At 43.8% G+C, this 12,928-nt stretch carries 14 protein-coding genes; 11 read left to right on the top strand and 3 right to left on the bottom strand.

Going from position 1 to position 12,928, the window contains the following annotated elements; genetic code table 11:
- Nucleotides 1-3 precede the first annotated feature (3 nt).
- The 5 genes from AC1DM9_RS24680 to AC1DM9_RS24660 all read left to right on the top strand — a co-directional run bounded on the left by AC1DM9_RS24680 (nucleotide 4) and on the right by AC1DM9_RS24660 (nucleotide 3,814).
- Nucleotides 4-756, top strand: coding sequence for an aminoglycoside adenylyltransferase domain-containing protein (locus AC1DM9_RS24680; protein ID WP_477582712.1), 753 nt, complete (start codon nucleotides 4-6; stop codon nucleotides 754-756).
- Nucleotides 757-1,134: 378 nt separating this feature from the next.
- Nucleotides 1,135-1,569 carry a YciI family protein gene (locus AC1DM9_RS24675; protein WP_477582710.1) on the top strand — a complete coding sequence of 145 codons (435 nt, stop codon included), beginning with the start codon at nucleotides 1,135-1,137 and terminating at the stop codon, nucleotides 1,567-1,569.
- On the top strand, nucleotides 1,566-2,855 hold the full coding sequence (locus AC1DM9_RS24670) for an RNA polymerase sigma factor (RefSeq protein ID WP_477582708.1): 1,290 nt from the start codon (nucleotides 1,566-1,568) through the stop codon (nucleotides 2,853-2,855). The genes AC1DM9_RS24675 and AC1DM9_RS24670 overlap by 4 nt, the downstream gene beginning before the upstream one ends.
- A 92-nt stretch (nucleotides 2,856-2,947) precedes the next feature.
- On the top strand, nucleotides 2,948-3,382 hold the full coding sequence (locus AC1DM9_RS24665; protein ID WP_477582706.1) for a YciI family protein: 435 nt from the start codon (nucleotides 2,948-2,950) through the stop codon (nucleotides 3,380-3,382).
- A 90-nt stretch (nucleotides 3,383-3,472) separates the two neighbouring features.
- A complete protein-coding gene (locus tag AC1DM9_RS24660) occupies nucleotides 3,473-3,814 on the top strand; it encodes a DUF1801 domain-containing protein (protein ID WP_076268722.1) in 342 nt (113 codons plus the stop codon).
- Between the two features lie 244 nt (nucleotides 3,815-4,058).
- Here AC1DM9_RS24660 and AC1DM9_RS24655 read toward each other — a convergent pair whose 3' ends face one another.
- Nucleotides 4,059-4,244, bottom strand: coding sequence for an ROK family protein (locus AC1DM9_RS24655; RefSeq protein ID WP_441878761.1), 186 nt, complete (start codon nucleotides 4,242-4,244; stop codon nucleotides 4,059-4,061).
- Nucleotides 4,245-4,389: 145 nt separating this feature from the next.
- On the opposite strand from AC1DM9_RS24655, the gene AC1DM9_RS24650 reads away from it, so the two are divergent.
- On the top strand, nucleotides 4,390-5,310 hold the full coding sequence (locus tag AC1DM9_RS24650; protein WP_477582704.1) for a phosphotransferase enzyme family protein: 921 nt from the start codon (nucleotides 4,390-4,392) through the stop codon (nucleotides 5,308-5,310).
- A 29-nt stretch (nucleotides 5,311-5,339) separates the two neighbouring features.
- The gene (locus AC1DM9_RS24645) at nucleotides 5,340-5,852 is read left to right on the top strand and encodes a GNAT family N-acetyltransferase (protein ID WP_477582702.1); all 513 of its coding nucleotides are present in this window, start codon (nucleotides 5,340-5,342) and stop codon (nucleotides 5,850-5,852) included.
- A gap of 83 nt (nucleotides 5,853-5,935) precedes the next feature.
- On the opposite strand, the gene AC1DM9_RS24640 is transcribed toward AC1DM9_RS24645, so the two are convergent.
- Together AC1DM9_RS24640 and AC1DM9_RS24635 are read right to left on the bottom strand one after the other, a co-directional pair.
- The gene (locus AC1DM9_RS24640; protein ID WP_477582700.1) at nucleotides 5,936-6,919 is read right to left on the bottom strand and encodes a sensor domain-containing diguanylate cyclase; all 984 of its coding nucleotides are present in this window, start codon (nucleotides 6,917-6,919) and stop codon (nucleotides 5,936-5,938) included.
- A gap of 24 nt (nucleotides 6,920-6,943) precedes the next feature.
- A complete protein-coding gene (locus AC1DM9_RS24635) occupies nucleotides 6,944-7,750 on the bottom strand; it encodes an alpha/beta fold hydrolase (protein ID WP_477510221.1) in 807 nt (268 codons plus the stop codon).
- Nucleotides 7,751-7,950: 200 nt separating this feature from the next.
- Between AC1DM9_RS24635 and AC1DM9_RS24630 the strand changes: the two genes are divergently transcribed.
- The 4 genes from AC1DM9_RS24630 (at nucleotide 7,951) to AC1DM9_RS24615 (ending at nucleotide 12,915) form a co-directional block, all read left to right on the top strand.
- Nucleotides 7,951-9,735, top strand: a complete 1,785-nt coding sequence (locus tag AC1DM9_RS24630) for a sensor histidine kinase (protein ID WP_477582698.1) — start codon at nucleotides 7,951-7,953, stop codon at nucleotides 9,733-9,735.
- A complete protein-coding gene (locus AC1DM9_RS24625; protein WP_477510223.1) occupies nucleotides 9,710-10,501 on the top strand; it encodes a response regulator transcription factor in 792 nt (263 codons plus the stop codon). Before AC1DM9_RS24630 ends, AC1DM9_RS24625 begins: the two co-directional genes overlap by 26 nt.
- Nucleotides 10,502-10,607: 106 nt before the next feature.
- A complete protein-coding gene (locus AC1DM9_RS24620) occupies nucleotides 10,608-11,939 on the top strand; it encodes an extracellular solute-binding protein (protein ID WP_076268732.1) in 1,332 nt (443 codons plus the stop codon).
- Between the two features lie 94 nt (nucleotides 11,940-12,033).
- The gene (locus AC1DM9_RS24615) at nucleotides 12,034-12,915 is read left to right on the top strand and encodes a carbohydrate ABC transporter permease (RefSeq protein ID WP_076268733.1); all 882 of its coding nucleotides are present in this window, start codon (nucleotides 12,034-12,036) and stop codon (nucleotides 12,913-12,915) included.
- Nucleotides 12,916-12,928: the final 13 nt, after the last annotated feature.

Raw genomic sequence — 12,928 nt, 5'->3', positions numbered from 1 at the left:
AGCATGCAGCTGTACTTGGATAAAATCGTTTCTTTGTTTAAAGGGGAGCTCGGCGACAATTTGTCGGGCATTTATTTGCACGGTTCATTGGCTATGGGATGCTTTCATCCCCAAAGAAGCGATATCGATTTTATCGTTGTGATCAAAGAGAGTTTGACCGAGGAAAACAAAAAGAGGACGGCTAGGTTAGTGCTGGCGCTGGATGATGAAATGCCAAATGCTAGAGGTATGGAGTTTAGTATGGTTTTGGAATCGCACCTGAGTTCCTTCGTCTATCCTACGCCCTGTGAAATGCATTATTCTGACTTCCACAAGGAGAGATATCGCTCAGATGAAAACTATGTTTGCGGCGGGTACGAGGATCATGATTTTGCATCGCAGCTGGTTGTCGCTTATTATCGCGGAATTACCTTATATGGCAAGCCGCTTAAGGAGCTATATGAGCCTATCGATAAAACGTATTTTCTAGCGTCCATTTATCATGATATTAAAGGGGCTTCGGAAGACATTATGGATCAACCGATGTATGTTACCTTGAACCTGTGTAGAGTGCTGTTCTACCTGAGAGAAGGAAATATATCGTCCAAAAAAGAAGGAGGAGAATGGGGCGTCAAAGCTCTTCCAAAAGAGTATCGGGACTTGATTGGAAAGTGTCTAGACGAGTACGCCGGAGTTACAGGGAAACAATCGTTTGACCGTGAGCTTTTAGCGGCATTTGCAGGTGAGATGCTGCGTGAAATAAAGGCATTAATATAAGGGAGATGGAAAGCAAGGCGTCCACTTAAACTGTTGATGTGATTAATTGTTAAAAGCATAAAATTACATATGCTAACAAATACGAGAGCCTCTATTTGCCTCGCTTCTTCTCTTTTGCAGAAGGCGGCGGACATAGAGGTTTTTATTTTGCTTCATGACGTATACACTACACTTGCTTCATAAAGGAGTTTTATCTATGGATGAAGAATAAATAACGGATATGAACTGGAGCGGGACAACATGAGCAATTAATAGACATCATTTTAACTCGCTAAGTCGAATTTGAACAATGGTATTCGTCGTTTAAATAAGGACGAAATTATCGGCTGAGTAAAAACAATAACAGAGACTCTATTACAAAATCAGGAGGGAATACATATGCGATTTATGATGATCGTCAAGGGCACGAAAGATTCCGAGGCAGGAGTTATGCCAAGTCAGGAGCTTCTCGAAGCGATGCTTCGTTACAATGAAGAATTGGCTAAGGCTGGCGTGCTGCTCGCAGCGGACGGGCTCCAAGCAAGCTCGAACGGCATACGCATTTCTTATCCAAATCCCGGTGAAAAACCGAAAGTAATAGACGGTCCATTCACTGAGGCCAAAGAAATTATAGCAGGGTATACGCTTATTGAAGTTAATTCTAGGGAAGAAGCCATTGAATGGGCGATGAGGATGCCAGATCCCCATGGTAATGGCGAGGGTGAAATTGAGCTGCGGCAGGTGCTTGATGCGATGGAGTTGACACAAAACCCGGAAACGCTGGCTATGGAAGCCGCGCTTCGAGAACAGATGGAGAGGCCTAAAAAATCGTGAGCCAGTCTGCAGTCCATCGTACAATTGATGCGATCTGGCGTATTGAATCAGCTAAGCTTATAGCCGGGTTGGCGCGGATGGTTCGCGACGTCGGCCTTGCGGAAGACCTTGCACAGGATGCGCTTATTATTGCACTAGAGAAGTGGCCGGAAAGCGGAATTCCGGATAATCCAGGAGCATGGCTTATGACTGCAGCGAAACGCCGTGCGATTGATATGATTAGGAGGAGCAAGCTGCGGGACCAGAAATATGAAGAGTTTGGACGGGGAACTGTCTTATATACCGAGGAAGATATTCATATTGCGATGGACGGAGAGGTCGGAGATGATCTCCTGCGCTTGATTTTCACAACATGTCATCCTGCTCTATCTCAGGAGGCGAGAGTAGCTTTGACGCTGCGCTTGCTCGGAGGACTGACCACGGATGAAATCGCACATGCTTATCTTGTAGCAGAGTCGACTATTGCACAGCGGATTGTTCGAGCGAAACGTACATTAAGCAGCTTGCGAGTTGGTTTCGAGGTTCCTGTAGGCGATGAGCTCAAGGAACGACTCTCTACTGTACTCGAAGTAATCTATTTAATGTTTAATGAGGGGTATACGGCGACTTCCGGCGGCAGCTGGTTTCGACCGCTGCTCTGTCAGGAAGCGCTAAGGCTAGGGCGTATCCTTGCGGAAATTGCACCCGCCGAGCCTGAAGTACATGGTTTGGTTGCTTTAATGGAAATCCAATCGTCACGCTTCAAAACACGGGTAAATGCTGCGGGTGAACCGATTCTTCTGATGGATCAAAACCGCGGTTTATGGGATCAGCTGCTCATCCGCCGAGGCTTAACCGCTCTTGAGCGAGCGCAAAAGCTCGGCCGTCCGCTTGGTCCTTACGCGCTTCAAGCTGCGATTACGGCGTGCCATGCTAAAGCTCGGATGGCATCGGAGACCGATTGGGCGCGTATTGCCGCTTTATATGAAGCTTTGTCGCGCGTCATGCCGTCTCCTATCGTAGAATTAAATCGGGCGGTAGCGATTGCAATGGCTTTCGGTCCTGCGTTCGGCCTTCAAATTGTTGATGAGCTCACGTCCGCAGCATCGTTAAAAGACTATCATTTGCTGCCGAGCGTCCGTGGTGATCTTCTGGTTAAATTGGGCCGTATGGATGAGGCGCGCACAGAGTTTGAGCGTGCTGCTTCGTTGACACGTAACGCTCGCGAGCGCGAGCTTCTGCTGAATCGTGCTGCCGAGTGCTTGTCTTTAGAAGCGGATAAAGAAAATGAATGTCATGAAACATAACGATCATGTCGATTATGAAGCTCCCCATTCGTTGCTGAAGTAGAGGATGGTTTGAAATCACCCCGTTCTCAACCGATAGGGAGGAAATATACATGCGATATATGTTGATTGTTAAAGCAACCAAGCAATCTGAAGCTGGTGTAAAGCCCGATCGACAGCTTATGGATGAGATGGCTTCGTTCAATGAATCTCTTGCTGAGGCTGGTGTGCTCTTAGCTGCTGAAGGTCTGCAGCCCAGCTCGAGCGGACTGCGGATCACGTATTCCGAATACGGAGAAAAGCCAAATGTTGTAGTCGGTCCTTTTGCGGAGGCAAAAGGAATAATTGCGGGATTTACGCTGATTGATGTGAAATCGGAGGAAGAAGCCATTGCATTTGCGCTGCGTATGCCAAACCCAGCCTACGGCGGTGAGGGTGAAATTGAGCTCCGCTTGCTTCTTGATGATACGAATTTGCTGCAAGGCTCAAGAATGATGGCACTGGAAGCGGATTTGAGAGACCAAATTGACATCCTAAATAAAAGTTGAGTTTTTTCATGAAGCTGTCGATTTTGTTAATCCTCGTTCGACGTAATGATAGAGTCAGGTAGAATTTCAATTACAAAGGAGAAATATCATATGAATCAAGAAGTAACAGATTTTATCGCAGCGATAAAAGAGCCTTGGCAAGTGGAGCTGAGTTCTGAGCTGCGCAAGCTTGTTCATGGAGCTATCCCAGACGTTCAGGAGCGCATTCAGTATAAGAAACCTCATTTTTTGAAAAATGGAAAATACGCTGCCGTTATTTCAACTTCGAAGGATGCGGTGAGCTTTACGATCTTTAACGCAAGTGAGCTCTCGTTTCCGGAGCCATTGTTTGACGGTCCTCCTGAACGGAAAACCATTAAGCTTAAACAGGGGAATACAGTTGATTATGATCAACTGACGTCGTTAGTTGGCCAGGCCGCCTCGACATTATAAGGTGTATTTTGAATGAAAAGAGCACCATGCTGGTGCTCTTTTTTGCGGGAAGCAACATAAGGAGCAGCTATAAGAAGGCCGGACATCATTCAATCGAATGGTGTCCGGCTTTTCTGTTCTTTATGAATAAATAAAGCTACGCAAATATGGTTATTGTGTAAGCTTCCTTATCCAAGCTCTAGCGCCAAAGGCGATGACACGGTTATGAATCTTAGGTTCTGTTAGGTTGCAGCACTTCAACAATTCATTCTTCAAGAGCAGCCTTGGCAGCTTCCATATAGCCCTTATATGTCGGAGTACTGCCGCCAACCACGATGACATCTGGATTATAGAGATGAAGCAGGTTAGTTAAAGCGTAGCCAAAATATTGCCCTGCTTGGCGTACAAGCGCAGTCACCTGCGAATCGCCTGCTTCTAGCCGCTCACGCACTATAAATTATAGAAAATAGCTGCAATAAGAGTGTTTCGGCCATGCCAAGAACAAGTATAATTGTATTTTATCGGAGCCCCATGTTTATAAATGGTAAACTAAAGAAGTGGTTGAGATAACTATCTATAACGAGGCGGATACAAATATGGAAGAACAAATATTGAAATTTCTTAAAAGAGCTTATTCTATTGGTTGTTATAAGGTGGAGACGGTAACCAATGAAATCTATCGTTGTCTTGCAGAGCAGGGCACCTTTTTTGTTCGAATAACGAACTATAAAACCTATCAAGAGCAGTCAGAAGAAGTGAGCTGGACGAATTTTTTATGCCATCAAGGCGTTGGCGCTTCTGAAGCTGTCCGCTCCTCTAATCATCAATATATTGAAAAGATCATGCTGGATGAAGAAAAGCTGGCCGTTGTATATAAAGCTGCGGCGGGCATTCATTTGCCACGGGCGGAGTGGAACACATCCGTACTTAAAAAGGTTGGAAAACAAATAGGTAAGATGCATCGTGTAACCCAATCCTATCGTGAGTCTACGGCACATCTTAAGGATTGGTATGAAAACAAGGAATATGATTTTCTCACACATATCCCGAAGGAAGAAACAGTGATACGAGAAATGGCGGATCATCTTTTAACAAAGATTAAGGGTTTACCTAAAAATAATTCAAACTACGGACTGATCCACGGTGATTTATGGCTAGAAAACATCTTAGTGGACGGCTCTGAAATTACGATGATTGATTTCCAAGATTGTGAAAAACATTTTAATATTTTTGATTTAGCTGTGCCCATCTATTCTGCTATGGAATTCTCATTCTCAGGCGGAGGGAACATAAAGGACTATCGACAGTCCATTACAGAAGCTCTCCTTGATGGGTATAGAGAAGAGCACAATCTATCTCCGGAGATGGTAGACACATTGCCTCTTTTTTTGAAATTGAAACAGCTGTTTGAATACAACCTGATGCATATGTATTGGAATCATGAACAATTAGGTGAGGAACAAGTTCGAATTTTGAATTTATATAGAATGCGAATAGAGTATGATCACTTTTTGTAAAAGGGTTAGCTGAGCGGAGGTGTTGTGAATTGACTGCTTATGATTTTGTATTTCCTGAACTAGAGACAGAACGTTTGAGGCTTTCTATTTTGACTTTAGAAGATTCTGAAGCAATTTATAAGCATTTTTCGGATGAAAATGTGACCAGATTTATGGATATAAACCCATGTGAAGATTTAAACGAGGCCAAAGAGATTATTCAATATCACATCGATGATAAGGGCTGCCGATGGGGGATTTTCAGTAAAAAGGATCATAGACTCGTTGGAACTTGCGGTTTCCATTGCTGGGTTCAAGGAGAGCAGCCTAAAGCAGAGATAGGATTTGATTTAGCCAAGGAATACTGGGGAATGGGGCTAATGCAAGAAGCGCTGCTCCCTGTAATAGCGTTTGGATTTGAACAGATGGGTTTATCGATGATCGAAGCCACCGTGGAACAGCAAAATGAAAAATCCATTCAACTGCTGAATAGGCTGCATTTTGAGAAGGAAGCAGAATTAAGGGATGGGCTTTTTTATTATTATATGAATCGAACGATATGAAAATTAGAAATCAAAATAGACCGAAACCATTCGGAAATGTGGTTCTCGGTCTATTTCTTGTTTTCAAAAAGGGGAACAAGCGATTAGCCCTCCTCCAAATTGGAGTAGTGTGTGACCTGGTTTCTCCCGCTTTTTTTGGAGTTGTAGAGCGCTTGATCAGCTTTTTGAAGCAAGGATTGATCGGTATCCTCCTGCGTAATCGTTGCTGCGCCAATACTAACCGTCACATGATATTCTCCCCAATGAGCTGTTTCAGTCTTGCTGCGATACCTTTCGGCTGCTAATATGGCATTCTCCTGGTTGGTATTAGGAATAATAATGACGAATTCCTCTCCTCCAAATCGAGCCACAATGTCGTCTTCTCTTGACGCGGATACGAGTAATTGTGCCAGCTCTGTAAGAACCAAATCACCGACCGGATGCCCATAGGTATCGTTAATGCTTTTAAAACGATCAATATCGATAATTAAAAGGGAAAATGGCAGCTCAGTTTGTTGAAATAATGCGATATACGCGAGCAAGCTCTCTTGAAAAAACCTTCGGTTTTTGAGCCCTGTTAAAGGATCGGTTGAGGCTAGCTTTTCCAACTGGTGGTTCAAAATTAGCAATTGCGATTGTTTGCTTTCATATTCTTCATGTAGAAGTTCAAGCTTTTTGTTCGCTTCATTGGTTGCCCGATAAAGCTCCTCCAGCTTTGTTTTGGTTTGCAGGATATCGTTCTCATGTTCAATGCGTTTGCGCATTTCCACAACGACACAATCAATGACAATTTCGCCATCTCGTTCGTGACGAATACCGTTTAGCAGTACAGGCACATCAAGCTGGTCTCTCGTTTTAAACGAGAAGTACATTTCATTCACATGCCCATACAGCTGGATATACGGATAAAAATAGGTATGAAAAAACAGTTTGTTCGTAAGAGACATAGTGGTTTCAAGATGTTGGTTCAGCAGTTCCTGTCGGTCAAAACCAAGCATGTTTAACAGCGTTTGATTGACCTCTAGAATTACCCCTGTACTTGAAATAGTGAAAAATCCACAGGGGGCATAATTTAACTGGGTATCCATGTAACGACTGCCTCTCTTCAAGTTCTAGTTGTTGGATAGATATTGTTTGATCAATTGCGTCGTCTCTTCGGGATGACTTAAGTGCGGGTAATGGCCTTTTGCTAGCATATGCTGAAGAGTACTGTTTTTAAGATGAGCATGCAAATAGTCGCCAACCTCAATAGGAGCAATGCTGTCGTCAGAACATTGAAGAATGAGGGTAGGGACGGTTGCATGAATGAGATCAGCGCGACAATCGGATAAAAAAGTTACCTCAGCAAATTGCCTTGCAATATGGGGATCTCTAGAGCAAAAGCATTTTTCCAATTCGCTAGTTAATTCTTTGCGATCTGGGTTTTGCATGACGATTGGCGCAAGGTAGCTCGCCCAGCCAATAAAATTCATTTGCATCATATGAAGCAATTCATCGATTTCATGCCTATGGAAACCTCCATAATAATCAGGAAGGTCGTTTACATAACGCGGAGAAGGACCAAGCATAATGATGTGTTTAAAATATTCCGTATTGTGAATGGATGCAAGCATCCCAATCATACTGCTAACGGAGTGGCCAACAAATATAGCATCCTTTACATGCAGCGTATCCATAATTTCAATGACATCTTGCGCATAACCATGTAAACTACTATATTTTTCGGGTTCATAATAATCGATTTGTGATTCTCCAGAACCTACATAATCAAACAAGATGATGCGGTAATCATCTTTAAAGCTCGGGACGATGTAGCGCCACATATCTTGATCGCAGCCGAATCCATGAGCAAATACAATCGTTTGTTCACCTTTGCCTAAAAGATTTACGTTATTGCGTACTAGGAAATCAACGGTCAACGGAATTCCCCTCTCTAAGATGATTAGCAAGTAGATACTCTGATATGCCATAAGCTTATGATCATTATATCTGATTACAGTGAACAATGGATTATTAATCTAATTAATTAATATATTAGCAGTGGAAATGATAGGGCTTTCTTTTTATTATCTTAATTGTGTATAGTAAAAACGAAATGAATGGGACAAGGAGTGTAGGCATGAATCGTTTCGGACAAATGAATACATTGCGTAATCAAATTTTCCTTGGCTTCATGCTCGTTATGGTTATCGTGCTGGGGGCGGTCGGCTTTTTTACGTATGATCAAGTTTCGGTTCTGCTGCGCAACAATGCGGAAAAACATATTCAACAAACGGCTGTTCAAGCGACAGGCAAGCTGGATGTGCTGCTGCGGCAGATCGATACGTTTACGATGCAGGTAGCAACAAGCGCAACGATCCAGCGGTTGATGGCACAAGAGGTGCAAGGACGAAAGATCAGCTTTGAAGAACGTCAATCCCTTCAGCAGGAGATACGAAAGCAAGAAGCTTATGCAACGGGGATTCGCTCATTGGAGCTGTATACAACCGACTATCGGATGCTGTTCCCGCTTACGGATATAAGCTTGGACAACCGGGTATCTACGGGCTGGCTCAGCCTTGTGGACAAGGGAAGAGGCAGGTTGGTCTGGTTCGGGATGGACCCGAGGTACCCCGATTCCATCATTGCGATTCGCCATGTTCGGCTTATTGACCATTCCTTCTCGCATGCAGGGTATTTGATGGTGCAAATTGATAAAAAATATTTTGAGCTCACGGAATCGAATGGAAACGCTGACAATAATTCCAGCGAAATGATGGGTTTATTCGATGCCGAGAATCAGACGATTACCTCCGATTTTTCGAAGGAAGTAGACGTTGAGAAGATGCTTAATCAAGGGGATGAGACGGTAGCGCTGGACGGAGAACGTTTCATGGCCATTGAGAAAAAATCGGAAATGACCGGCTGGAAAATTATTATTTTAACGCCGATAAAGTATGCTGCCGAAGGCATTTCAATTTTGCGTACCGTTATTATTGTTTCGATTTTAGTAGGCGGCATGTTATTTCTTATTTTAACTTTTATTTTATCAACGATGATTACTCGCCCGATATTGAATTTGATTAAAGTGATGCGCAATGCGAAGTTCGGGACCTTGAAGCCGATACCGGTTACGTCCAAAACGATGGAAATTAACGAGCTTAATAATACGTACAATCAGATGGTTGGCTCTTTGAATGAGCTCATTGATGTTGTTTATCAGAAGGAAATTGTTCAAAGCCGGACGGAGCTGAAGGCGCTGCAAGCGCAAATTAATCCGCATTTTTTGTTTAATACGTTGGAAGCCTTTTATTGGGCGCTGGATGAGAAAGGCGAAGAGGAGCTGGCGGATGTTGTTATTGCGATGTCTGGGTTGTTCCGATATGTCATTTCACACGCGGATGAGGATGAATGGGTAACGATCGGTGATGAGCTTGAGCATGCGCAGCGGTATTTAAAAATAATGGATATGCGCATGATTGATAGACTGGCATGGAAGGTTGAATCGGAAGAAAATTGCCGCAGCGTGCCGATTCCTAAGCTTCTTATTCAACCGCTCGTGGAAAATGCGATTCTGCACGGCGTTGAACAGCGAATTGGGGCAGGCACCGTTGTTGTTCGGGTCGAGCCGTCTGAGCGGACGGGTTATACTCGCATTGCTGTGACGGATAATGGACCAGGCATGGATGAGGAGAAAATTCGGGCTTTGTACGCAGCAATGGATAAAGGTCAGCATCAAACTTCCTCCAAAGGAACTGGGGTTGGCATAAGCAATGTGGAACGAAGATTGCTGCTTTATTATCATTTGGAAACCAAAGGCTTGGAAATTAAGAGCGAGATCGGCAGTGGCACAACCGTCGCCTTTGAGATACCGAATGAACATGGAAGGGGAATTCCAATTGAAAACCATACTGATCGTGGATGATGAACCGAGAACGAGGGAAGGCGTACGCAAAGTGCTTGAAGCATGGTCGGCTGGACAATATCGGATAGAGATCGCGTCCAATGGAATAGAAGCGTTGGAGTGGCTTACGCTTAACGAGGCGAATTTGCTAATCACCGATATACGCATGCCTGAAATCGGAGGGCTCGATTTAGTGGAGCGAATAAACGAGCAGCTGCCGCAACCTCCTGTCGTCATCATTATTTCGGGTCACCCTGAATTTGATTACGCGCAGAAGGCGCTGCAGTTTGGTGTGGTCGAATATCTGCTCAAGCCTTTGGATAAGACTAAACTTATTAAAGCGGTAGAGCTTGCTATGAAAAGAGAAGAAAGCAAACACCGGATTGAGCGCATGGAGAAGCTAATGGACCCGAAGCTGCTGGATATTGCGCAGGAAGAAGACAGCTACAGCCCGCAGGTGCAAGAAGCGATTCAGTATTTAAAAGACAATTTGCAGAAGCCGCTCACTATGCGCGATACAGCAGACCATTTGCATATGAATGCAAGCTATCTCAGCGTGCTCTTTAAGGAGCAGACGGGGCTTACGTTTAGCGATTATTTGACGAGAAAAAGGGTGCAAAGAGCTAAGGAATTACTGTCTACAACAAGACTTGCGATTGCTGATATTGCTGAACAAGTCGGTTATCAAACGGCGAAATATTTTGTGAAAGTGTTTCGTTCGCTTGAAGGAACTAGCCCGGGTCAATACCGAAGAACGATCGCTCATTCCGAGGAGACAATCCAATAAAAGTAGTATTTTCCCCAATTCATGTACCCTTACGATGCTGACATCGTGTTGATAAAATGGATTTGTAAGATTCAAATCTATCACCAGCAGAAAAGGGGTTGTAAACGTGTTCAAAAAGAAATGGACGATTCTCCTATTGACTCTATGTCTTGCAGTTGTTGCAGCAGGCTGCGGTCAAAATTCGAACAATGGCGGTAAAGAGGGTTCAAAGAATGGTGCAAATGGAAGCGGTTCCGAGAAAGTAACGGTTAATTTTATGCACTTATGGCCTGAGGGCGTATCGGCTGGACAAAACAAAATTGTGAATCAAATTATTTCTGAATATCAAAAAGAGAACCCTAACGTTACGATCAAACAAGAAGTGCTGGATAACGAACAATATAAAAATAAATTGAAAGTGCTTTCAGCATCAAATCAACTGCCGGATGTAGGTGTGACTTGGGCAGCGGGCTTCCTTCAGCCGTATGTAGAGGGCAAGCTGTTCACACCGCTGGATGATCTGCTTAGCGGAAATCTTAATGGCAAATTCGTCAGCGGCACAACAGAGGCTTATGCTGTAGACGGTAAAACGTATGGTTTGCCGCTTGAATTCAATATTTCCCCGGTATATTACAATAAAGCGCTTTTTGAGAAATACAAGCTGGAAGTGCCGCAAACCTACGAGCAATTTAAGCAAGTTGTGAAAACGCTCTCTGAAAACGGTGTCGCGCCAATCGCCCTTGGCAACAAGGATCGTTGGACTGGATCATTGTGGTACATGTACCTTGCAGATCGTTTTGCAGGACAAGAAGCATTGTCCAAAGCGATTAGCGGCTCAGGATCTTTCAAGGATGAAAACCTGGTAAAAGCGGCTAGTGAGGTTCAATCGCTAGTAGACAGCAACGCATTCGTAAAAGGCTTTAACGGCTTGTCCAACGAAGAAGCAAAATCAGAGTTTCTGAACAGCAAAGCGGCTATGTACATGATGGGTACGTGGGAGCTTCCTAACTTCACAACGAATGAAGATATTCCTAAAGAGTTCCGCGACAGCGTTGGTTTCTTCAAGTTCCCAACGGTTGAAGGCGGCAAAGGCGATATCAACAGCTGGGTAGGCGGACCAGGCGTTGGATTGTTCGTTTCAGAAAGCTCAAACGTCAAAGCAGAAGCGAAAGCTTTCGTAGAATATTTTGTGGAAAAATGGGGCGAGCAATCCGTTACTGGAGCAGGTGTTATTCCAGCAACGAAGGTGGATACTTCCAAGCTTGAGCTGCCTCAGCTATATGTAGATCTGTTCAATGAAATGAACAAAGCTAGCAGCATTACCTTGTTTGCAGATGTACAAATGCAAGCAAATGCCGCAGAAACGCATCTCAACCAAATTCAAGCGTTATTCGGCAAAGCAGTGACACCAGAGAAATTCTCTGAAGAGCATGATGCGGCCATTTCCAAAGGAAACTGACAGCTTCTAGAATAGGGAGCAGGGAAGCCGTTTACCCGGCATATGATGCCGGGTAAACGCTTACTGCTTGAGAATGAGAAAGGAGTCGGCTAATTTGGATAAGGTCATGTCGAACAAAAGAATAATTGCGCTGTATGTGCTGCCTTCCCTGCTTCTGATATTAGCTATTGTATACATTCCAATCGTTCTGACTGGCTATTATGGATTAAACCAGTGGAATGGCATTGGAGCGATGAAATTTATTGGTTTGGATAATTATCAAGCTCTAATTAAGGATAAAATGTTTTGGAACAGCGCTGGTCATTCGCTTATGTTAGCTGTTTTTTCAACACTTAGTCTCATTCTCTATTTAGTTATTGCTATGGTGTTGTCCGCCAAACTAAAAGGCGTCAATTTTTTTCGCAAAATATATTTGATTCCGATGCTGCTGTCGTCCGTAGCGATTGCACAGCTTTGGCTGAAAATTTATCATCCAACGAATGGGATTCTGAACAGCTTTCTCGAATCCATTGGGTTTGCAAATCCTCCCGCATGGCTGGCTGAGTCTTCACTGGTATTGTTTGCTCTATTCATTCCAATCCTATGGCAGTATGCGGGCTTTTATATTTTAATTTATTACGCTGCGCTTAAGAACATCCCAGCTTCACTTGAGGAAGCGGCGAAGATTGACGGCGCGAATGCCTTTCAAATCGCTTACAAGATCAAGCTTCCGCTGGCGATGGAGGTCATTAAAGTAACGATCGTGCTGGCAATTGTTGGATCGCTTAAATACTTTGATCTGATTTATGTCATGACAGATGGTGGACCAAACGGTTCCAGTGAAGTGATGGCATCGTACATGTATCACCAAGCTTTCCGGGCATATGACTTTGGTTATGGCAGTGCAATTGGTTTCTTCCTGCTTATCATTTGTCTCATCGTAACTTGGATAATCCGAAAATTGACTGCTACAAAAGATACGATTCAATATTCGTAAGGAGGGAAGCTTC

The sequence above is a fragment of the Paenibacillus sp. 01T431 genome (genome assembly GCF_056398625.1).
Note: the sequence above shows the minus strand (reverse complement) of the source record. Positions and strands in the feature narration are given on the sequence as shown.